The organism is Maricaulis parjimensis (assembly GCF_016817355.1).
Taxonomy (GTDB): Bacteria; Pseudomonadota; Alphaproteobacteria; order Caulobacterales; family Maricaulaceae; genus Maricaulis; species Maricaulis parjimensis.
This window is the reverse complement of sequence record NZ_JADOTT010000012.1, coordinates 25,447-47,726: the sequence shown is the minus strand read 5'-3', so window position 1 is coordinate 47,726 and position 22,280 is coordinate 25,447. Positions and strand designations below refer to the sequence as shown.

Here is a 22,280-nt window from a genome sequence, read left to right as displayed (position 1 = left end):
GCTTGGAGGAAATGCACGCATCAGCGGCGGCAGGGCGGGTATGCAGTTGTGGGGGTGCCGCCGGATAACCGGCGGGCCTTTTCGCATTCGGATGGTTGTCAGCCTAGTTCAGCTTCTCGCCGACCAGTTTGATGTCCGCATCGACGACCTTGTTCAGATCCGTCTTCTTCAGCTGCGATTTGAGGATTTCCTCGGCAGCGCGGGCGGCCAGATCGGCAGCGGCAGCCTTCACTTCCGCGGCAGCATGGGCCTCGGCCTGGGCGATACGCTGCTCAGCCATGGCGGTGCGGCGTTCCAGACGCTCGGCCATGTCCTTGCGGGCTTCGGCTTTCAGGGCCTTCGCTTCGGTCTTGGCCTGGGCGATGATGGCTTCGGCTTCCGCCTCGGCTTCACGCTGCTTGCGCTGATAGGAGGCCAGCATTTCCTGGGCTTCCTCGCGCAGGCGCTTGGCTTCTTCCAGTTCCGACTTGATCGCATCGGCCCGATCATCGAGCGTTTTGGCGATGGTCTTGTGGACGCCGAAATAAGCGAGCACCGCGAAGAAGGCGATGAAGGCCAGGAAGGCGTAGAAAGTCGGATCGCTCGGCTGGGCAGCAAACCATTCGGCCGAGAACAGGGCCGGGCCGTGGCTGGAACCGTGACCGGCTTCTTCAGCAAGAAGGATCATGATCAGGCCTCCTTCGCCTTGAGCAGACCGTCAACGGTCTTGCCGGCATCAGCTTCGGACATTTCCACACCGGCCAGGGCTTCAACGGCAGCGGCCGTTGCGGCCGTGGCAATGCCGCGGACTTCGGCAAATGCCTTGTCCTTGGCCTTGCGGATGGCAGCTTCCGATGCTTCCTGCTTGGCAGTCAGCTCAGCTTCCACTTCAGCCGTTTCCTTGGCGATTTCCGCGTCCAGCGCCTTGCGGGTATCCGCAGCGATGACGTGGGCCTTGGTGCGGGCCTCGGCGAGGGACTTCTCATACGCTTCGCCAGCAGCCTCGGCATCAGCCTTGGCTTGGGCGGCAGCGTCGAGATCGTCGGCGATACGATCGCGACGGTCCTCGATGGTCGTCTTGATCTTCGGCAGGATGAAGCGATCCAGTGCGACGTAGAGAACCACGAAGAAGATCGCCAGCCAGAAGAGCTGGGACGCGAAATATGTCGGGTCGAACGGCGGGAAGACGGCTTCGGCAACGTCATGCGCTGCTTCGGCCGCGTGCTGTGCGACGTCAGAATGCGGTGCGTGCGTCATGGGACGCTAGCTCCCTTGATAAGGTGGAGCAAATCGGGAGCGGCCGGATCCGGTGACCCGGCCGCCTCCGGTATGACTTAGGCCACGAACAGCAGGATCAGGGCCACGAGCAGCGAGAAGATGCCCAGGGCTTCCGTCACGGCGAAGCCGAAGATCAGGTTACCGAACTGGGACTGAGCCGCAGACGGGTTGCGCATGGCGCCCTGCAGGAAGGAACCAAAGATGTTGCCCACGCCGACAGCAGCACCCAGCATGCCCAGGCAAGCGAGACCGGCGCCGATGTATTTGCCCATTTCTTCCATTTGAAAACTCCTTCGAGGATATCGGGTAGTTGGTTTGGGTTGGATTGTGACGCCTGCGGATCAGTGACCCGGGTGCAGAGCGTCGGAAAGATAGATGCAGGTCAGGATCGCGAAGACATAGGCCTGCAGGAAGGCGACCAGGAATTCCAGCGCGGTCAGGCCCAGCGTCATCGCAAACGGTGCGATGCCGATGACATACCCGCCGACGCCGAGACCGGCCCCCAGCATGACGATGAAGCCGGCGAACACTTTCAGCAGGATGTGACCGGCCAGCATGTTCGCGAACAGACGCACCGAGTGGCTGATCGGACGCGAGATGAAGGAGATCACCTCGATCAGGGACACGAAGGGCAGAATGTAGGCCGGCACGCCGGACGGCACGAACAGCTTCAGGAATTTCGGACCATTCTTGAACACGCCATAGATGATCACGGTCAGCCAGACCAGCATGGCCAGGGCCACGGTGACGATCAGATGGCTGGTGATGGTGAAGGAGTGCAGGCCCGGACCCGGGAAATACGGGAACATGCCGAGCATGTTGGCCACAAGAATGAAGATGAAGAGGGTGAAGACGAAGGGGAAGAAGCGCAGAGCGTCGGCACCGGCCGTCGATCGCAGCATGTCCGCCACAAAGCCATAGATGATTTCGGCGACCGACTGGGCGCGGTTCGGCACCAGGGCGCGGCTGGACATGGCCAGCGTGAAGAGAACGATGGTCACCGCAGCCGTCAGCAGCATGAACAGGCTGGAATTGGTGAAGGCCAGATTCAGGCCGAAGGCTTCGAACGGAACCAGTTCATGAATTTCGAACTGCTTGATCGGGTTGGTGTCTGCCACGCCCGGCCTCTCTTCACTATCTATGGGCAGTCATCCTGCCCCGTCATCCCGAGGGACCGTCCGGCTATCCGCCGTTCGATCCCGAACTGATTTCTTTTGCAGCCCTTACGACATTCAGCGTGCCGGCTGCAAATCCAAACATCGTTCCGACAATCAATCCCCAGGGGGAAATGCCGGCTATATAGTCGAGCCCGAAACCGAGCGCGCCTCCGACCAGGACGCCACCGAAGAATTCCGAGCCGTACCGCATACCCAGGCTCCAGGCGGAGTTATGGGCATTGTCCGCCGCCGGTTTGTACTTCTCGCGCCGCGCATCGATGCGCTGCTGCAAGTCGTCCAGATCAGCTTTGGATGGGTCGCGCTGGCTTTCTTTATCGCGTGACATTTCAGACCGGTCTGCCAACGGAAGAACAGCCCCCCGCAGGCGCGCGCACACTATCCACGGGGTCCCGGCAAGTCAAGCAAGGGTGCGGGTGCGGTAAATATCTGTATTTATTTGAAAAAATGCTTATTCGGCGGCAATGAGCTGTTCGGCGCCGACCAGGTCGACCGAGACGAGCTGGGAAACGCCGCGTTCTGCCATGGTGACACCATAGAGACGGTCCATGCGCGACATGGTCAGCGCGTTGTGGGAAATCACCAGGAAACGGGTCTCGGTCAGCTGCCGCATATGCTTCAGCATCCGGCAATAGCGGTCGACATTCGCATCATCGAGCGGGGCATCGACCTCGTCGAGCACGCAGACCGGTGCCGGATTGGACAGGAAGACTGCAAAGATCAGCGCGGAGGCTGTCAGCGCCTGCTCACCGCCCGACATCAGCGACATCGTCTCCAGTTTCTTGCCGGGCGGGCAGGCCATGATTTCCAGTCCGGCTTCCAGCGGGTCATCGCTTTCGGTCAGGCGCAGCTCGGCATGCCCTCCCTCAAACAGGGTGGAGAAAAGCTCGCGGAAATGGGCGTCCACCACGTCAAAGGCTTCCAGAAGACGGGCCCGGCCTTCGCGGGACAGCTCGTCGACGGCCTTGCGCAGACGGGCGATCGCCTCGATCAGATCGTCGCGCTCCTTGGTCATCTCGTCCATCCGCGTGGCCAATTCCTCGGCCTCTTCATCCGCGCGCAGATTGACCGCACCCAGACGTTCCCGGCCCTGGCGGGCCTCGTCCAGCCGGCGTTCCAGCTCGGCCGGGGTGAGCTGGGAAATCTCATCCTCATCCACCCGAGTGGACAGCGTTCCCGGCGCTTCACCGGTCGCATCCTGCAGGCGTTCCGTCGTTTCGTTGAGGCGTTCCCTGGCCGCACTCAGCCGGGCTTCCGATGCTGCCCGGCCCTCACGGGCTGCCGAGGCGGCGGCTTCGGCCGAACGGGCGGCGCTGTCAGCGTCCTTGACCTGACCTTCGGTCGTGGAGGCTTTCTCCCGCGCCTCGGCCGCCGCGGCTTCGGCGTCCTGGACCTTGCCGGTCAGCAGCAGGATTTTTTCTTCCAGCTGTTCGGGCTTGGCGCGGGCCGTTTCCAGCGCGGTTTCGGTTTCGGAGCGCTGCTTGTCGACATCGGCAATTCGCGATTGGGCGGATTTGCAGCGTTCCGCCCAGGCATCATGATCGCGCTTGAAGCCCATCTTCCGCTGGCGTCGCATCTCGCCCTCGCGGCGCAGACTGTCCAGCGCGCCGCGCGCTTCGGCGGCGAGGCGGCGGGCCTCTTCGGCATTCTCGCGAGCGGCATCGAGGGCTTCAGTATCGCCATCTGCCGCTTCGGCTTCGCTCAACAATTTCTGCGCGGCATCCAGGGCCGTGCGATTCTCCGTGTCTTCAGCGCGCAGGCGTTCAACACGCTCGTCCAGGGCCGTCGCACGGGCGGCGTCCTGGGCCGCCTTCTCACGCAATCCGGACACCCGGGCGAGCGATTCGCGCGCCGCCCGGTCAGCCGGACCGATGGCGGCACGAGCTTCCTGTTCCGCAGCGCGCGCCTTCTCGGCGGCGGTGCGGGTCTCTGATTCGATGCGCCGGGCCTCGTCATGGGCGGCTTCACCAGCGCTCATGTCTTCGCGGATGGCATCGAGCCGGTTGCGATTCTCCAGGCGGGCGACCGAGGCAGACGGGGCATCAGCCCGGGCCACCAGACCGTCCCAACGCCACAGATCACCTTCACGCGTCACCAGACGCTGACCCGGCTTCAACTTGGCGGCAGCCTCTTCGGCTTTCTCGGCCTTCACCACACCGACCGCATCAAGCCGGGCCCGTAACACATCCGGAGCCTCGACATGGTCAGAGAGCGGTATGCAGCCGCCCGGCAGATAATCGGCCTTCACACCCAGCTTGGCCCAGTGCCGCGATTCGGAGGCTTCCAGAGAGGCGTCCAGATCATCGCCCAGTGCCGCAGCCAGAGCCTTTTCATAGCCTGGGCGAGCCCGCACGGAATCCAGGGCGGGCGATACGGTTTCCTGCATCGAGGCGGCCAGAAGGCGTTCCAGTGCCTGGGCTTCGCGCTCCAGGGTTTCGCGTTCGGTGGAGGCATCACGCCAAGTCTGTACGGCCTTTTCCAGGGCAGTTTCAGCCTCGCTGCGCTGGGCCTCCGCAAAGGTGAGGGCGTCGCGGGCCTCGGTAAGGGCAGCATCAGCAGCTTCGGCCTCAGCCTGCGCGGTCTCCAGGGCGGACAGGGCTTCGGAGGCCCGCAGGCGGTCACGCTCCGTCTCGGCGGTCTCAATCTCCCGGGCGATCTGGGTCAGCCGCGCCTCATAGCGGGCCAGATCCCGGCGCGCGGCCTCGATATTGGCGCGTTTTTCTGCGGCTTCGCGAGCGCAAGCGTCCAATACCGCTTCCTGTTCCTGACGGTGCGTTTCGGCTTCGCTGGCACGCTGCTCGGCTTCTGTCAGAGACGCGCTTTCACGCTCGATCTCGTCATTCAGCGATTGGATCGATGCGGCGGCCTCATCACGGCTGGCCTCGGCATCTTCGGCAATCTGGGTTTCGCGTTCGCGGGTCGAGGCCAGTTCGCGCAGCCGGCTCTCCAATTGGGAGATCATGCGTTCGACATCGGCTGCGTCGCGTTCCAGCAGATCGCGCTCACGCTCGAACCGGCGAAGCGTGGCGGCGGCTTCCGCCTCGGCCTGACGAGCCGGTTCCCGGGCGGCGGCCAGGATTTCGGCCTGTGTGCGGGCTTCGGCGGCGGCACGGGTCGCAGTCTCGGCGGCGTCGCGCTTCTCATCCAGCGTGGCTTCAGCTTCTTCAACGGCACTTGCGGCTTCGCGCCAGCGGTTCAGCCAGACAGCCGCTTCCAGTGTTCGGATCGAGGCGGAGAGCTGGCGATAACGCGAGGCCTGGCGGGCCTGTCGTTGCAGCGAACCATGGCGGCTGGAGATGTCATCAATCACGTCCTGCAAGCGGTCGAGATTGGATTCGGCACCCTTCAGCCGCAGCTCGGCCTCATGCCGGCGGGCACGCAGGCCGGAGACGCCGGCCGCCTCTTCCAGGATGCGGCGGCGGTTCTGTGGCTTGGCAGCAATGAGTTCGGAAATCTGGCCCTGGCGGACAAGCGCCGGCGAGTTGGCACCAGTGCCGGCATCCATGAAGAGGAGCTGGACATCCTTGGCGCGGACTTCCTCACCATTGATCTTGTAGGCTGATCCGGCGCCCCGCGTGATCCGGCGCACAACTTCCAGCGTGGCAGCGTCGTTGAAACGGGCCGGGGCCAGCTTGTCGGAATTGTCGATGGTGAGGACCACCTCGGCGTGATTGCGGGCCGGACGCGCATCCGTGCCCGCAAAAATCACATCTTCCATCCCGCCACCGCGCAGGGATTTGGCGGAGGTTGCCCCCATCACCCAGCGCAGAGCTTCAAGCAAGTTGGACTTGCCGCAACCGTTGGGTCCGATCACGCCAGTAAGGCCCGGATCGATCCGTAAATCCGTGGGATCGACGAAAGATTTGAATCCGGCCAGCCTAAGCTGTGTGAACTTCACCGAACCTCCAACATGCTGCGGAGCATCAGTGTATCACCGCAGCGCAGCAAGGTCCTGATGCAAATTTATTGCTCCAGATGGGAGCCATTGCGGAAGTGAAGGACGATTCGGCTGAAGGAGTCTCCGTCAAACTGGGCGGGAACCCTTTCCCCATTGATCAGAAGGGGTTCGCCATTCCAGTTCCAGAAATTCCCGTCGGGGCCATGCTGGATGTGGAGGAGTTCGCCGCCAATGATAAAGGAGGGCGTACCCGGAATTCCGTCCTCGCCAGCCTGCACGGCAGCGGCGTTGACGGCCTCATTCATGGCCGGATCCTGGAAACAGCCCATCAGCGCTTCCGGGCTGAGCCCGACCGCGCCGCCGATCCGGTTATAGACCCCGAGAACATCCCCGCCGGCACGGGCCGTTTCGAAAATCGTGCTCTGTTCCGCGAAGAGAAGGTCTGTCGCGTCGAAGAAGCGGTCATCGGCGGCACATTCCGCCAGGATCATGCCGGCACCAGCAAGCTGAACCGGATTGGTGAGCATGGGGCGGAAGACCCAGCGCACTTCGCCCGTATCCACGAAGTCCGACTTCACCGTCGGCCAGACGGCTTCCTGGAAGTGGGCGCAATGCGGGCAGGCGTAAGAGGCGTACTCGACGATCAGGAGCGGCGCATCTTCCGGTCCGATGGCATGGTCATTCGGGCGCTCGGCCTGGGCCTCGTGCTGCGCGATCGCAGAGCTGGCAAGACCCAGGGCTAGGACAGCCCCCGCCACAACGCGGCTGATGGCTTGTCTCGCAATCATCATTCGCTTTCTGCCTCAGCGCCGGCACCGGCCTGTTCAAGAAGGTGGTCGATGATCAGGCGGAAGGTGTCGGCATCAACCAGACCCGGAACCGGCTCGCCATTGATGATCAGTTGCTGGCCGCCCAGGAAATAGGTGAAGTCGCTGTCACCCGGTGCGCGGCGCGATTCCAGCATTTCACCATTGAAGATGAAGCGCGGCGTACCGTCGATACCGTCGCGGCCAGCCTGTTCATGGGCTTCCACGATGGACTGGTTGACCGCCTCATTATTGAGGCAGGCGGTGAAGTCGTCTTCGCTCAGTCCCATCGAACGGGCGATGGCCAGATACTGGCTGCGAGCGCTGCCGCGCGTCTGGGCAGCCTGGAAAATCGCGCCCTGTTGCTGGAACAGAAGGTCGACCATGTCGAAATACTGGTCTTCCGGAACGCAGCGGGCCAGGGAGAAGCCGGCAATCGCGAACTGGGGCGAACCCGTGATCATTTCCCGCAGCACGAAGCGCAGCTGACCCGCCTCGATGTATTCTTCCAGCGTCGGGTAGACGGCATTGTGGAATACCGCGCAATGACCGCAGGCCACGGAGGCATATTCGATCATCGTTATCGGCGCATCGGCACGGCCGAGACCCCGGTCGCCAGCGCGTTCATAACGGCTCTGTCCGTCCCCCGGAGCACCGCCACCGCTGCCACCGCAGGCGCCAACCATCAGGGCTGCAGAAACAGCGACTGCCGAAAACACACGTCGAGTGAACTTCATCGAGGGGCTCCCCATGCCAAAAACTAGTGTCCGTCCCGCGCCTTGATCGAACGCGACATACGGTCGAGCGCAGACAATAGCCGCGCCTCGGCGCTTGTCTCTACCGTCTCGCTCACTTGTGAACTGGATTGCTGACGCGTCATCTTGTCATTGGCGGCCGATCGTGTCCGGGCCGCCGGCGCCTGGGCTGCGCCCTGGATGACCCGGATGCGTGTCGGGGCCTGCTTGCCGCTGAACGTCCCGACCCGTTCGAGAATCTTGCGGGATTCAGCCTGGATCACGGCGCCGGCCGGGCCGCGGGCCCGGATCACCAGCGTGTGAATGCCGCCGGAGCGTTGCAGCGCTTCCGGTGAACTCCATTGCGCCAGGCGGCTGCCAACGATTTCAGGCCAGTGTTCGCGCAATTGTTCAACGCCAACACCGAAACGCCGGGCGAGGGGGCGCAGCACCTTTTCCGCGGCAATGCCGGCAGAGGGTGCCGGCCGGATGGCGGCACGCCCGCGGCGCGCCTGGATGTAGGCGTTGGCAGCAGCTTCAACAGTTGACGAAGGCGGTTTGCGCGTCATGTCTGTCAGTCTCGCCGGGATGCCCCGGTGCCGCAAGCCCCGGGCCTCATGAGACCAAGCGCTGATACCGCCAAATTGCAGTCTGCCCTGCTGGACTGGTACGACCGGTCCGGTCGCAGCTTGCCCTGGCGGATCCGGCCGGAAGACAGGGCTCGAGGCGCGGTGGCGGATCCGTATGCGATCTGGCTTTCGGAAATCATGCTGCAGCAGACAACAGTGCCGCATGCGACGCCCTACTGGCATCGTTTCCTGGAGCTGTGGCCGCGCGTGTCCGATCTGGCGGCAGCGCCCCGGGAGACCGTGATGAGCGAGTGGGCAGGCTTGGGCTATTACGCTCGGGCGCGCAATCTGCACGCCTGCGCTCAGCATGTGACGGAAGAGTTTGGCGGTATCTTCCCGGATACGCTCGAGGGTCTGCGCGCCCTCCCGGGCATTGGCGAGTACACGGCCAATGCCATTCTCGCGGCGGCCTTCGACCGGCCGGCCAATGTGGTCGACGGGAATGTCGAACGCGTCATCACCCGTCTGCACCGGCTGGAAACCCCGATGCCCAAGGCCAAGCCGGAAATACGGCGTCTGGCCGGTGCTATCGCCTCGCCGGATCGGCCCTGTGACTATGCACAGGCCATCATGGATCTGGGAGCGACACTCTGTTCGCCGCGGAGTCCTGATTGCAGTACCTGTCCCTGGCAATTCGCCTGCGAGGCCCATGCCCAGGGCGACATGACCCGCTTTCCAGTCAAAAAACCCAAACAGCCCAAGCCTGTCCGGAAGGGAACGGCTTGGCTCGTCCAGGGCGAGCGCGGTATCTGGCTCCGGCAAAGGCCGGATAGCGGGTTGTTGGGCGGGATGATGGAAGTGCCGTCCACGGATTGGTCAGAGGATCCGGCACCGGCCCAACCACCCTTCGAGGCAGACTGGGTGGATCGGGGTGAAATCCGTCACGTCTTCACGCATTTCGAACTTCGCCTGTCTGTTCGCGAAGCCAGCGCAGGTGCGGATTGGCGGCCGAATGATGGTGTCTGGACGCCCGTGGAGGCGCTGGACAGCGCCGCCTTGCCGAGCGTGATGCGCAAGGTGATCGCCGCGGGGAGCCGTTAGGCTTTGCGCGATTGCGCGGCTTGCCAGGCTTCAAGCATCGCTTGATAGAGGGTTGCCGGGGCCAGCGGCTTGGATGCATAGGCGTCCATGCCGGCTTCGCGGCATGCTCGGGCGTCCGCATCTGCCGCGTTCGCGGTCAGGGCCACAATGGCGATGTCGGCAAGGCCGGTCTCCATGGCGCGGATTTCACGCGTGGTCTCCAGGCCATCCTTCACCGGCATGCGGACATCCATCAGGATCAGATCAAAGTCGGCGTCCCGCAGGCGCTGCAGGGCTTCCTCACCATTCTCCGCCATATCCAGCTCGCCGCCCAGCGGAGCCAGGAAAGCCGAAGCGACCTGACGGTTGATGAAATTGTCCTCGACCAGAAGCAGGCGTTTGTCGCGGAGGGGCGCAAACTCGGGCGCATCAGCCAGGGCGGCCGGGTTGGAAACGGGAACCTCCGGGCTGATCTCGTCCAGACACGTCCCTTGGAACCGCAGGGTGAAGGTCGAGCCTTCGCCGGGAATTGAGCGGGCGGTGACACTGCCGCCCATCATTTCAGCCAGGCTTCGCGTGATGGCCAGGCCCAGACCCGTGCCACCATGTGTGCGAGCCACATCGGCGCTCGCCTGTGTGAAGGGTGAGAACAAGCGCTCCAGGTCCCGGGGCTCGATGCCCATGCCCGTGTCGGAAACCGAAATTTCCATTATGCCGGTGTGGCCAGTCTCGCAGCGTTCGGATTCTGCGCATCTGGCGACAAGCCGGACGCCGCCGGAGCGGGTAAACTTGATGGCGTTGGACAGAAGATTCGTCACGCACTGGCGAACGCGCAGGGCATCCACGATCATGGTCTGCGGGACGTCCTCGGCAATTTCGAACTCCAGATACAGTCCCTTGGCGTCCGCTGATCCCTTCAGCAAGCCGCGCAAATCCTGCAGGTCAGCGCGGATATCCGTCGCTGTGGGCGCAAGATCCAGCTTGCCAGCCTCGATCTTTGACATGTCCAGAATATCGTTGAGCAGTCCCGTCAGCGTCTCTCCGCTTTCATGGATCATGCGGGCCTGTTCCTGCACCTCGCGTGAGCGGGCCTTCATCTGGATGACCTGGGCCAAGCCGAGAATGCCGTTCAGCGGTGTGCGGATTTCATGGCTCATATTGGCGAGGAAGTCGCTTTTGGCCTGATTGGCGATTTCGAGTTCCTGGGTGCGTTCGGCGACCCGGTCCTCGAGTTCGTCCAGTGTCCGCTCATTGCGAACCCGCTGGGACTCAAGTCGCTGGGCCAGCAAGCCGAGTTCATTGCGTTCCTTCAGTGCTTCTTCCAGCACCGGATTGGTCGCGGCAGGCAGGGGGCGCAGCGCGCCGAAATGCCGTGCAAGGCTGGAAATGGGGCGGACCAGTCGGCGGAACAGGATGTAGTAGGCGAGGACGGATTGCAGGATCAGGCCGAGAACGCCGATCACGACAACCATCAATACCTGACCGGCCAGATCGCGGCGCAGGACTTCCCGGTCAAGGCGTGAAATCGCATACCAGTCAGGACCCTCGAGCCAGCTGAAGCCGATCACCCACTGACCGTCACTGGACAGGGTGACGCCGGTCTGGAACTCCGCACCGCTCGCCTGGATGGCTTGCAGAAGGCTCTGCGTATCAAAACGTTCGGACACGGCCGCGACGGCTTCCTCGGTCACGACGGACTGCAGGAGTTCGGCATGGGCGATGAGATTGCCGCGCCGGTCGATGATCAGGTTTTCGCCATAGGATGGCGGGTTGGACATGGCTTCGGTGAAATAATTGCGGAGTTCCACCGTCGTTCCGAAAGCACCGATATGCTGGCCATTCCGGCGATAGGGCGAGAAACACCCCGTCGTCAGGGCTTCGCCTTCCTGGACGTAGACCAGCTGAGACAGCTCATCACAGACGAATTCACCTGCCGGGTTGTTCTCGGGCAGAACCAGATCGTGAAAGCTTGCATCACGCAGGTCGAAGTCTGGCGGCGCAGTGTGCCGGTAGAAGACCAGGCGGTCCTCGCGATGGGGCGCAAAAATCACCAGCGCATTGTCAGGGGAATAGAAGTAGAGATTGTCGAGCTGGCTCTGCAGAGCCTGGCCGAAACCGTCGACAACGATATAGGACGCGACAAGGAGACGTTTCTGCGCGAGCGTCCATTCCTCGCCGGAATTGAGAAAAGCGGCCGTGCCGAAATGCCAGTCGCCGTCAGAGGCTGTATAGCCTTCGAACATGGTGTCGGTTCCACGCCGTGTGCCATCTTCGCGCTCAGGGAAAAGCCGGTCGAATTCAGCCTCGATCCAGTCGTCCGACATGTTGGGCATGCGGGCGTCCAGCGCGGTCATCGCTTCGCGGTGGCTGGTGGCCATCCGGTCGAACAGGGCAGCATCAAGCCGGCCACGTTCGACCACGTATTCCTCGAGCTGTTCGAGTTGCGCGCGCTCCAGGTCATTCCAGAAACTGACAGCCGTGATCAAAACCGTGCTGCCCGACACCACAAAGGATGTCAGCACGATGATCGCAAGGATCATCCAGGCGATTGAGCGCAGGGGCTTCACGGGGTCAGGACCTGTGTCATCCGCTGGGCTGCCTCATGCAAGGCCCGTGCAGTTAGCTGTCGAGTGTGGCGCGGACTTCCGCGCGCAACACGTCGATCGGAGCTAGGCCCTGTTTGGTGCGAACATGCCAGTAGGTCCAGCCATTACAGGACGGTGCGCTCTGCAATTGGGCGCCGACCTGGTGGATGGATCCGGCATTGGTGCCAGCAATCAGGGTGCCGTCTGCACGGACCCGGGCCGTGAACCGGCCCTTCGGGCAGTAGAGCGTGTCGCCCGGCTTCACGAGGCCACGTTCGACGAGCGCGCCAAACGGAATCCGAGGCTGGGCGCGCTTGGACTGGGTGACATTGAGGGCTTCGCCGGAGGCCGGCGTGATGGCGGCGAGGCGCTCGCGGGCCACGGCGAGATAGTCCGTGTCGCGCTCAATGCCGATGTAATGGCGGCCAAGGCGTTTGGCGGCGGCACCTGTCGTACCGGTGCCGAAGAAGGGATCGAGAACCAGGTCGCCCGGATTGGTGGTCGACAGGATGACACGATGCAGAAGGGCTTCCGGCTTTTGCGTCGGGTGGGCCTTCTTGCCGTCCTGGCCTTTCAGCCGCTCGCCGCCCGAACAGATCGGCAGGGTCCAGTCGGAGCGCATCTGGACGCCGTCATTGAGCGCTTTCATGGCGGCATAGTTGAAGGTCGGCTTGGCGTCCTTCGTCTTGGCGGCCCAGATCAGGGTCTCGTGCGCATTGGTGAAGCGCGTGCCCTTGAAGTTCGGCATCGGATTGGATTTGCGCCAGATGATGTCGTTCAGCACCCAGAAGCCTGCGTCCTGGAGGATGCCGCCGACGCGGAAGATATTGTGGTAACTGCCGATCACCCAGATCGCGCCGTTCGGCTTGAGCACGCGGCGCGCTTCTTCCATCCACTTCCATGTGAACAGGTCATAATCGTCGAATCCGCCGATCTGATCCCAGTCATTGTCGACGGCGGATACTTTGGAATTGTCTGGCCGGTGCAGATCGCCACCGAGCTGGAGATTGTAGGGCGGGTCGGCGAAAACGAGATCAACGCTTTCGTCGGGGAGTGATTTCATCACTTCCACGCATTCACCCTCGAGGATCTGGTCCACCCGGGTCTCCGCCATGACACGCCACTCCACTCGCTAACCGAACGGGAAGTTTGTCCGTGCTTATGGCTAACGGGGCGTTAAGCCTTGATCAAGTTTTCCACACGCATCGGCATCTGTGGATAAAGCCGATTCGGCCGCCAGGCGAACCGGAGCGTAGCTCATCCGGTGGATGGGGCAGGGGCCGAGCTGCATGAGCGCTTCACGATGTGCAGCGCTGGGATAGCCCTTGTGCCCCTCGAAGCCATAGCCGGGAAATCTGAGCGCTGCCTGCAGCATCATGGCGTCGCGCATTGTCTTCGCCATGATGGAGGCTGCACCGATCACGGCTTCCTTGGCATCACCTTTCACAATCGCCTCGGCCGGGCAGGGCAGAGCATCCGGGACGCGATTGCCATCAATCAGGACCTTGTCCGGAATGACCGGCAATCGGAAAACCGATCGGGCCATCGCTGTCATGGTGGCGTGCAGGATGTTGAGCCGGTCGATCTCTGCAGGTTCGGCAATGCCGAACGCCACCCAGGCTTTCTGACGGATCTCCAGCGCCAGGGCTTCCCGCTTTCGTGCGGACAAGGCCTTGGAATCCCCCAGGCCTGCAATCGGATTGCGCGGGTCGAGAATGACGGCCGCAGTCACCACCGGCCCAGCAAGCGGTCCCCGTCCAGCTTCGTCAACGCCAGCGATGACAGGCCCGGAAAACGGCGCAGCGGCGTTAAGCGAATACTCGTTTTTTTCGGACAGGCTAGGAGTCAAATCGGATCCTTCGAGGACAAGTGTGTATCGCGTTTTCTATTGCCTGACGGTCGAGCACGACCTGCGTCTGGTCGCCGTTGCCACCCTGCTTTGCCTGGTGTCCGCCCTTGGGGCGGTCTTTACGGCGCGTCGTGCGATCGACGCCTCCGCCGAGCGCCGCACGGCCTGGCTGCTTGTGGCAGGATTCGTGACGGGTGTGGGAATCTGGGGCACGCATTTCGTCTCCATGCTGGCCTATGAGGCGCCTGTTGCCATCAGCTATCATCTCGGCGGAACCATAGGATCGCTGGCGCTCGCGATTTTCGTCACCAGTTGTGGCTGGGCCCTGGCCTGCCGCTCTGACAATGCCTACGCCGCGCCGGCGGGTGGGGCTGTCGTAGGGGCTGGTGTGACGACCATGCACTTCATGGGCATTGATGCGATGCAGTTGGGTGCCACCATCCAATGGGATGCCGGGCTTGTCATTGCGGCGATCGTTCTGGGCATGCAGTTTGCTGCGGGCAGTGCCATGGTGATGGCGCGCTTCTCGTCCAAGCGCGGCTTGCTGGCCTCTGCGGCAATGATGGCGGCAGGCGTGGTCTGCCTGCACTTTATCGCCATGGGTGCCATGACCCTTGTACCCGATGCCAGCACAGCAGTCGGCGCGGACGATGTTGCCCTGAAATTGCTGGCGGTAACGGTGGCTCTCGCCGTGATCCTGATTGTCGGGATCGGTCTGTTCGCGGCGGGGCTGGATGAGCATCTCGGCGCCCGCCGGCGCGCGGAGATGCAGCGCATGCGGACATTGGCCGATGCGACCTTCGAGGGCATTACTGTTGTGCGTGACGGCATCATGCAGGACATGAATTCCCGCTTCTGCGAACTGCTCCAATTGCGGCGCGAAGACCTGGAAAACATGCCCGTCAACAAGCTGATCCAGACCGGTGAATTGCCGTCTGACGGGTCGGAGGATGGCGCGCCGGTGACCTGTCGTTTGCGCCGTCGTGACGGATCCTCGATCTCCGTCCAGGTGCGTCGGCGCTCCATGGTGCTCGACCAGGTTCCCGCGGATGTGTTTGCCTTCCGGGATGTGTCCGCCGAAGAGCATGCGCGGGCGCGAATGGCGCACCTTGCTCATCATGACACGCTGACCGGTCTGCCCAACCGGCTCAAATTCCGGGAGAGTTTCCAGAGTGAGCTGAAGCGCGCCTGGGCCCGCGACAGCCAGGCCGCCTTGATCTATTTCGATCTGGATCGCTTCAAGGAAGTCAATGATGTGCACGGGCATGCCGTTGGCGATGAGCTGTTGAAGACGGTTTCGGAACGCATGCAGGACGCCCTGCCATCCAACGCGATCGCAGCGCGCCTGTCGGGCGATGAATTCGCCGTGGTCTTGCCGGATATCGCCAGCCGTGAGGATGCTCTGGGTATTGCCCAGCGCGTCGTCAATTCGGTGGGCTCGCCGCTGACACTCGGTAGTCTGCACTTGAAAGTCTCCGCCTCGGGCGGTGTTACCCTCTTCCCGCTCGATGGCGAGGATCTCGACCGGTTGATGAACCAGGCCGATCTGGCGCTCTACCGCGCCAAGGGGCTGGGCCGGAACCAGGTTTGCGAGTTTGATCCGAAGCTGGGCCAGATGATGCAGGAACGGCGGCTTCTGGAAACCGATCTGGCGATGGCCATCGAGGATGAGCTGCTTGAGTTGAACTTCCAGCCGCAGGCCCGGCTGGGCGATGGCAAAATCGTGGGCTTTGAAGCTCTGGTGCGTTGGAATGATGACAAGCGTGGCTCCGTGCCGCCCTCGGAATTTGTCCAGATTGCCGAAGAGACCGGCCTGATCCTGAAAATGGGCAGCTGGGTTCTGCGCGCAGCGTGCCGCGAAGCCATGAACTGGCCGGAAGATTGCCGTGTGGCCGTGAATGTAAGCCCGGCCCAGTTCCGGCAGGGCAATCTCGTCATGTCGGTCCAGCAGGCGCTGGCGGCATCCGGTCTGGCTCCGGAGCGGCTCGAGATCGAGATCACCGAGGGCGTCCTGATCGATGACGAAGAGCGCGCCCTGAATGTTCTGCGCGCCTTGAAGCAATTGGGCGTTGGCCTGGCGATCGATGACTTCGGGACCGGTTATTCTTCGCTCAGCTATTTGCGGGCCTTCCCCTTCGACAAGATCAAGATCGATCGCTCCTTCATGACGGGGCTGCACCTGGATCGGGAAGCCCAGATCATCGTCCAGGCAACGATTGATCTGGCGACGGAATTGGGCATCCGTGTCGTCGTCGAGGGCATCGAGGAGTTTGACGAACTCCAAGCGCTGGGGGCCCAGCCGGACCTCGTCCTGCAGGGATATCTTCTGTCCAAACCCCTGACCCGGGGACAACTGGCCGGCTTTGCCGAGGCTTCCGCTGCCATCCGGCAGGAGATTGCCGATTGTGTCGCCGGCTGTGCGCATGAGCAGCGCAGCGCCTGATACGGGCTTCGCAACACTACAGAGTCATTCAAAACAGGCTGGGCTGGCCCGCATGGCCGAGGGGGCGTTCGAACTGGCTGTAGTCAAGTTCGGCGCGAGGGGCTGAGAGCCCGTAGCGCTTGATCGCCTGGCGGAAGCGGCGGGCGATGAGATCGGCGAGAGGGCCCTGGCCGCGGCCCCGTGTCGACCAGCGCGGATCATAGTCCTGACCGCCACGCATCTGGCGCATCAGGGAGATGACTTTCCGCGCCGCATCCGGCCGGTTGGCGGCCAGCCACTCCCGGAACAGGTCGCGGATCTCCAGCGGCAGGCGCAGGAGGACATAGGCGGCGTTGGCGGCGCCGGCCTCGGCAGCGGACTTCAGCAAGGGCTCGATCTCATTGTCGGTCAGGCCGGGGATGATCGGTGCCATCATCACCGTGGTGGGAATGCCGGCCTGTGACAGGCGACGAACGGCTTCGAGCCGTCTGTGAGGCGCCGCTGCCCGCGGTTCCATTTGCCGGGCCAGCTTGCGGTCCAGTGTGGTGATCGAAATGGCGCCCTTGGCGAGATTGTCCGCTGCCATGGGGCCCAGGATGTCGAGATCGCGCAGGATGAGCGCAGATTTGGTGATGAAGATCACCGGGTGCCGGTAGCGGGCAAAGACTTTGAGCAGGGCCCGCGTGTGTTCCAGTCTCTGTTCAACGGGTTGCCAGGCATCGGTATTGGCACCGATGACAAGCGGGGCCGGCCGGTAGCCGGGGCGGTTGAAATGCGCTTGCAGCAAAGCCGGAGCTTCCGGCTTGGCCATGATGATGCTTTCGAAGTCGAGTCCCGGGGAATAGCCCAGATAGGCGTGGCTGGGGCGGGCATAGCAATAAATGCAGCCATGCTCGCAGCCGCGATAGGGATTGATCGACTGGTCGAAGGAAAGGTCGGGCGAATTGTTGGTTGCGATGATCGAGCGCGACTTGTCTGTCAGGATGGTCGTCGCAAGGCGTGGCGCTTCCGCGTCCTGCTCCGTCCAGCCATCATCGAAAGCTTCGCGGACAAAGGCCTCATAGCGTCCTGAAAAGTTAGACCGAGCGCCGCGTCCGCGGGCGCCGGCCCCCGGGGCGGTGGGGGCTTGGGTCCGGGAGGACGCATGGGGGGCATTAAGGGCGAACCCTCCGGGGCGCTCGGTCATGGCGCTACTATGACCCCGAATGAGAACAAATCAAGAACAAAATGGAGTCGAAAAAGGGGCGAGTGTGAAACCCGCCCCCGGTTTCCGGGATGCCTAGCCGACCTTGCGCAGATCGGTCAGGAAGTCGGTGATATTGGCGCGCAGGCCGTTCAGGCTCTGCTCCTGCTGCAAAAGGATATCCGTGGAGGACACAACCTGACTGACCGAGTCCTGGGTGGATTGGGTCGCCTGTTGGACAACGGAAATGCCGCTTGAGACTTCGCCGGTGCCTTCGGCCGCTTCGTTCACATTGCGGGCGATCTCCCCGGTGGCGGCGCTTTGCTCGGTCACCGCCGCGGCGATGGCGTTGCAGGCCGTGTTGATTTCCTCGATCGCGGCGCTGATGGAGTCATTCGCGCTGACAGCGCCGCCCATCGTGGCTTGGAGTTCGGAGATCTGGCCGGCAATTTCCTCGGTCGCCTGGGCTGTCTGGCCTGCCAGGGTTTTCACTTCCTGGGCCACGATGGCGAAACCCTTGCCGGCCTCACCGGCGCGGGCGGCCTCGATTGTGGCGTTCAGGGCCAGAAGATTGGTCTGGTCTGCAATGGCCTGGATGAGTTTCACCACATCGCCGATCCGGGCCGTGACACCGTTCAGACCGGTGATCGTGGCATTCATGGCCTTGGACTTCTCGACCGCGCCATTGGCGAGATCCGCCGAGCCGACCACCTGGCGATTGATTTCGGAAATCGAGGAGGTGAGCTCCTCGGCCGAAGCCGCGACGCTCTGCATGTTGACCGAGGCTTCCTCGGCACCGGCGGCGGCGCCAACACAGCGTTCGGAGGCATTGGCGGCATTGTTCTCCAGGCTGTCAGCGGTGGTGCGCAACGTGCCGATGGCTTCGGAGACCTTGGCCATGACATCGGTCAGCTCGGTTTCCAGATTGCCAGCCAGGTTGAGGCAGTCACCATGCTTGCTCTTGATGCCGTACAGCGTGGTGTTCACGGCCCGGGCCGCATTGCGGAAGGCACCGACCATGCCGGTTTCCGGAATCAGGCGGAAATGCTGGTTCCGTCGGACATATTCCACACAGGTCTGGCTCTCACGCAGATAGGCGTCAGTCCGGTCGATGAGACGGTTGATGGCCAGTTCCATCGCGGCGACTTCCGGGTCGGAAGACACGCCGATGATGCGTTTCTCGAAATCACCATTGGCGACGGCTTCAACGATCTCGGTTGCGCGGCGGATGGCCTGGCGGTCCTTGGAATTGAACATGATGGGAACTCCTACCGGTAGCCGCGACGCTGGCCTTGGCCGAGCGTGCAGATGAATTCGTCGTATTCCATACCGGTCTCGTGAAGCTTGGCCTGGAGCAGTTTCCAGGAGGCTTCCAGCCCGTCCTTGCGATTGGGGTGGCGGTTTTCCTCTTCCCGCAGCTGTTTGTAGAGCGGGATGACATGCTCATCGAGAATGCGCCGGTCCGGTTCGCGCCGGTTGGAGTGATAGCCGACGATCTGGCCGGCATCATTGAAGCTGGGGGTCACGTGGGCGAAGACCCAGTAATGGTCACCATTCGTCGCGCGGTTCACCACATAGGCGAAGATCTCGCGCCCGTCCTGGATCGTTTCCCAGAGAAGCTTGAAAATGCAGCGCGGCATGTCCGGGTGCCGGATGAAGCTGTGCGGCTGGCCGAGGCTCTGCTTTTCAGTGACGTTGGATGCCTTCTGAAAGACGTCATTGGCATAGGTGATACGGCCTTTCAGGTCAGTCTTCGTGACGATGACCTGATCGGGGTGGAATGTTCGCTCTACGCCGGTGAGATGGATTGCTTGCGCCATGGTCGGGTCTCCGGTGCATGCAGGCTAAGCGGGGGAGGTGGCCTGCTGTGAATTTGCCCGAGAGAATGGGCCCCGGTGTGGTTAACTAAGGGTTGCGGCCTCAGGTTGCGTAATATTATATTACATCACGGTCGGGGGCGGGTGAATTCGCGATAAATTTATGTGGCACCAAATAACCCAATTGCGATTTGGGGTTGTGCGCTAATCTTCAAGTGAGAGCCGGGATTGAAGCGCGAGCATGTCGATCCAGGCCGACTTTTTCTCCGGCGGTCTGCGCAAGAGATAGGACGGGTGGAAAATGGGCAGGGCGGGAATCGTTTTGCCGGACGCCTCGCCGTCTGTGCCGCGTATCGCATAGTCCTGCCAGCGACCGCGAAGCCGGGTAATGCCGGTTGTTTCGCGCAGCAGGGCCTGGGCTGCCAAACCGCCCGCCAGGATCAGGATGTCTGGGGCTTTCAAAGCGACATGCCGTTCGATGAAGGGCAGGCAGAGAGCGATCTCGTCCTGGGTCGGTGTGCGATTGCCCGGGGGGCGCCAGTTGAGAATGTTGGACATGTAGACCGTATCGCGCTCGATCCCGATACTGGCCAGCATGCGGTCGACCAGATGCCCGGCCGGCCCGACAAAAGGCTCGCCTGACTCATCCTCTTCCTTGCCGGGCGCTTCGCCTACCACCATGACGCGCGCCGCACGGTCGCCGCGCGCGAACACCGTGTTGCGGGCGGTCCGCTTGAGCGCGCAGCCTTCAAAAGCTTCGATCGCGGATTTCAGCTCGTCGAGCGTTTGCGCCTTTGCGGCCAGTTCGAGCGAAGAGGGTCCCTCCTGCACGGTCTGGCCGAAACCGGCCGCCCGGGCGGCTGCCGCGGTCGCGGCGGGTGCCGGGCTTTGAGTGGCGCGTGAGGCTTGATGGCGCGCGGGCTCAGCCCCGGCGGAGCGCGACGGCGACGCGGCGGGCGCGCTGCGCGGCCGCACGACAGGTGCGTCGAGCTCGATGCCCGCTTCGTCCCACCAAGCGATCAGGGCCTGGAGGGCTTTTTCGTGTTTCGGGTCTAGTGGCGCTGCGGGCGGGTTCATGGGCTTACGTGTACGTTAACGTCAAAAATTTTGATCCGCGCGGCCTGACGCGCTAGATGGGTGTTCGATCCTAAGGTATGACCGGGAGCCTGCAAGCGGGGCAGTGCTCGAACAGAAGACAAAAGGGGTGGCCATTTCATGACCGACGCAGCGATTGAACGCGAATCCATGGAATATGATGTTGTCATCGTTGGCGGAGGCCCGGCGGGCCTTTCGGCAGCGATCCGGCTGAAACAACTGGCGGCCGAGGCCGGCCAGGATATTTCCATCGCGCTGCTTGAAAAAGGCGCTGAAGTCGGTGCGCACATCCTGTCCGGTGCCGTGGTTGATCCCAAGGCGCTCAATGAACTGATTCCCGACTGGAAGGCGCAAGGCGCTCCGCTCGACCAGGAAGTGAAGACGGACATTTTCGAAGTCCTCGGCGCTGCCGGTTCGATCAGTCTGCCCACGCTCTTCTTCCCGCCCCTGATGAGCAATCATGGCTGCTATATCGTCTCCCTGGGCAATGTCTGCCGCTGGCTGGGCGAACAAGCCGAAGCCCTGGGCGTGGAAATCTATCCGGGCTTCCCGGCCGCGGACCTGGTCGAGGAAGACGGTGTCATCAAAGGGGTCGTCACCGGTGATTTCGGCCTGGCGCGCGATGGCGGTCACAAGGATGGCTACCAGCCCGGAATGGAATTGCGGGGCAAGTACACGCTGATCGCCGAGGGGGCGCGTGGCTCGCTGGCCAAGCGCCTGATCTCCCGTTTCAACCTGTCCGAAGGCAAGGAGCCGCAAAAATTCGGCATCGGCCTGAAGGAAGTCTGGCGCATCGATCCGGAGAAGCACAAGCCGGGCATGGTGAAGCACACGATGGGCTGGCCGCTGGACAATTCCACGGGCGGCGGCTCCTTCATGTACCACTATGGCGACAATCTGGTGTCGATCGGTTTCGTGATCCACCTGAACTACAAGAACCCGTGGATCTCGCCCTTCGAGGAATTCCAGCGTCTCAAGACACACCCGGCGATCCGCGACGTGCTCGAAGGCGGTGAACGCATCTCCTACGGTGCCCGTGCTATCACCGAGGGCGGTTTCCAGTCCGTGCCGAAACTGGCCTTCCCGGGCGGTGCGCTGATCGGGTGTTCGGCCGGATTTGTGAACGTGCCGCGCATCAAGGGCAGCCATAACGCCATGAAGACGGGCATGCTGGCCGCCGAAAGCGTGTTTGCCGCGATGGCCGATGGCCGCAGCCATGACGAGCTGAGCGAATACCAGACGGCCTATGAAACCTCCTGGGTTGCCCAGGATCTCAAGCGCGTCCGCAACGCCAAACCGCTCTGGTCCAAATTCGGTACCGCGATCGGGATTGCCCTGGGCGGTCTGGACATGTGGATCAACACGATCACCGGTGGTTGGTCGCCCTTCGGTACGATGAGCCATGGCAAGACGGATGCGGAAAGCACGCAGCCGGCAGCCAAGTTCAAGAAGATCGACTATCCCAAACCGGATGGTGTGCTGACTTTCGACCGTCTGTCCTCGGTCTTCATCTCGAACACCAATCATGAGGAAGACCAGCCGGTCCACCTCAAGCTGGCGGATGAAGCCCTGCAGAAATCCTCCGAGCTTGGCGAGTTTGCCGGCCCGTCCACCCGCTACTGCCCGGCGGGCGTGTATGAGTGGATCGAAGACGAGGAAACGGGCGAGCAGCGCTTCCAGATCAATGCGCAGAACTGCGTCCACTGCAAAACCTGCGACATCAAGGACCCGAACCAGAACATCAACTGGACCACGCCGGAAGGTGGCGGCGGTCCGATGTATGCGGGAATGTAATCCTTTAACCGTCATC

At 62.6% G+C, this 22,280-nt stretch carries 18 protein-coding genes and 1 pseudogene; 3 read left to right on the top strand and 16 right to left on the bottom strand.

The genetic code is table 11. The features are described 5' to 3' along the window. Window positions 1–103: 103 nt before the first annotated feature. From I0K07_RS15235 to I0K07_RS15195, 9 genes are all read right to left on the bottom strand, one after another. Window positions 104–667: a F0F1 ATP synthase subunit B family protein gene (locus I0K07_RS15235; protein ID WP_203294958.1), complete on the bottom strand. Its 564-nt coding sequence runs from the start codon at window positions 665–667 to the stop codon at window positions 104–106. Between the two features lie 2 nt (window positions 668–669). Beyond that, on the bottom strand, window positions 670–1,236 hold the full coding sequence (locus tag I0K07_RS15230) for a F0F1 ATP synthase subunit B family protein (protein WP_203294956.1): 567 nt from the start codon (window positions 1,234–1,236) through the stop codon (window positions 670–672). 77 nt (window positions 1,237–1,313) lie between these two features. After that, window positions 1,314–1,538 carry a F0F1 ATP synthase subunit C gene (locus I0K07_RS15225; RefSeq protein ID WP_203294954.1) on the bottom strand — a complete coding sequence of 75 codons (225 nt, stop codon included), beginning with the start codon at window positions 1,536–1,538 and terminating at the stop codon, window positions 1,314–1,316. Between the two features lie 60 nt (window positions 1,539–1,598). Next, on the bottom strand, window positions 1,599–2,375 hold the full coding sequence (locus I0K07_RS15220) for a F0F1 ATP synthase subunit A (protein ID WP_203294952.1): 777 nt from the start codon (window positions 2,373–2,375) through the stop codon (window positions 1,599–1,601). A gap of 64 nt (window positions 2,376–2,439) precedes the next feature. Next, on the bottom strand, window positions 2,440–2,760 hold the full coding sequence (locus tag I0K07_RS15215) for an AtpZ/AtpI family protein (protein WP_203294950.1): 321 nt from the start codon (window positions 2,758–2,760) through the stop codon (window positions 2,440–2,442). Window positions 2,761–2,883: 123 nt separating this feature from the next. Beyond that, on the bottom strand, window positions 2,884–6,330 hold the full coding sequence (gene smc, locus I0K07_RS15210) for a chromosome segregation protein SMC (RefSeq protein ID WP_203294948.1): 3,447 nt from the start codon (window positions 6,328–6,330) through the stop codon (window positions 2,884–2,886). Window positions 6,331–6,395: 65 nt separating this feature from the next. Further along, on the bottom strand, window positions 6,396–7,121 hold the full coding sequence (locus I0K07_RS15205; protein WP_203294946.1) for a thioredoxin domain-containing protein: 726 nt from the start codon (window positions 7,119–7,121) through the stop codon (window positions 6,396–6,398). Next, window positions 7,118–7,873: a thioredoxin domain-containing protein gene (locus I0K07_RS15200; protein WP_203294944.1), complete on the bottom strand. Its 756-nt coding sequence runs from the start codon at window positions 7,871–7,873 to the stop codon at window positions 7,118–7,120. The genes I0K07_RS15205 and I0K07_RS15200 overlap by 4 nt, the downstream gene beginning before the upstream one ends. 23 nt (window positions 7,874–7,896) lie before the next feature. Further along, window positions 7,897–8,439, bottom strand: coding sequence for a DciA family protein (locus tag I0K07_RS15195; protein ID WP_203294942.1), 543 nt, complete (start codon window positions 8,437–8,439; stop codon window positions 7,897–7,899). 48 nt (window positions 8,440–8,487) lie between these two features. Here I0K07_RS15195 and mutY point away from each other — a divergent pair. Next, window positions 8,488–9,560: pseudogene (gene mutY, locus I0K07_RS15190) on the top strand (A/G-specific adenine glycosylase); the annotation flags it as partial. Here the strand turns inward: mutY and I0K07_RS16100 are convergent. The 3 genes from I0K07_RS16100 to I0K07_RS15175 form a co-directional block, all read right to left on the bottom strand. Then, window positions 9,537–10,991 (bottom strand): ATP-binding protein, encoded by a 1,455-nt coding sequence (locus I0K07_RS16100; protein WP_420828496.1) that lies wholly within the window; start codon window positions 10,989–10,991, stop codon window positions 9,537–9,539. The pseudogene mutY and the gene I0K07_RS16100 overlap by 24 nt on opposite strands. 1,147 nt (window positions 10,992–12,138) lie before the next feature. Further along, window positions 12,139–13,218, bottom strand: coding sequence for a site-specific DNA-methyltransferase (locus I0K07_RS15180; RefSeq protein ID WP_203294936.1), 1,080 nt, complete (start codon window positions 13,216–13,218; stop codon window positions 12,139–12,141). A gap of 51 nt (window positions 13,219–13,269) precedes the next feature. Beyond that, the gene (locus I0K07_RS15175) at window positions 13,270–13,941 is read right to left on the bottom strand and encodes a ribonuclease HII (RefSeq protein WP_420828495.1); all 672 of its coding nucleotides are present in this window, start codon (window positions 13,939–13,941) and stop codon (window positions 13,270–13,272) included. A 34-nt stretch (window positions 13,942–13,975) separates the two neighbouring features. On the opposite strand from I0K07_RS15175, the gene I0K07_RS15170 reads away from it, so the two are divergent. Then, window positions 13,976–16,396, top strand: coding sequence for an EAL domain-containing protein (locus I0K07_RS15170; protein WP_203294932.1), 2,421 nt, complete (start codon window positions 13,976–13,978; stop codon window positions 16,394–16,396). Between the two features lie 28 nt (window positions 16,397–16,424). Here the strand turns inward: I0K07_RS15170 and I0K07_RS15165 are convergent, their stop codons facing one another. The 4 genes from I0K07_RS15165 to I0K07_RS15150 form a co-directional block, all read right to left on the bottom strand. Next, complete coding sequence (locus I0K07_RS15165) at window positions 16,425–17,561, bottom strand: PA0069 family radical SAM protein (protein ID WP_203294930.1); 1,137 nt, start codon at window positions 17,559–17,561, stop codon at window positions 16,425–16,427. 93 nt (window positions 17,562–17,654) lie between these two features. Beyond that, window positions 17,655–18,815: a methyl-accepting chemotaxis protein gene (locus I0K07_RS15160; RefSeq protein WP_203294928.1), complete on the bottom strand. Its 1,161-nt coding sequence runs from the start codon at window positions 18,813–18,815 to the stop codon at window positions 17,655–17,657. An 11-nt stretch (window positions 18,816–18,826) separates the two neighbouring features. Continuing rightward, a complete protein-coding gene (locus I0K07_RS15155; RefSeq protein WP_203294926.1) occupies window positions 18,827–19,378 on the bottom strand; it encodes a PAS domain-containing protein in 552 nt (183 codons plus the stop codon). 201 nt (window positions 19,379–19,579) lie between these two features. After that, window positions 19,580–20,452, bottom strand: a complete 873-nt coding sequence (locus I0K07_RS15150) for a uracil-DNA glycosylase (protein WP_203294924.1) — start codon at window positions 20,450–20,452, stop codon at window positions 19,580–19,582. A 138-nt stretch (window positions 20,453–20,590) separates the two neighbouring features. Between I0K07_RS15150 and I0K07_RS15145 the strand changes: the two genes are divergently transcribed. Continuing rightward, entirely contained in the window at window positions 20,591–22,264 is a 1,674-nt protein-coding gene (locus I0K07_RS15145; protein WP_203294923.1) for an electron transfer flavoprotein-ubiquinone oxidoreductase, read from the top strand. Window positions 22,265–22,280: the final 16 nt, after the last annotated feature.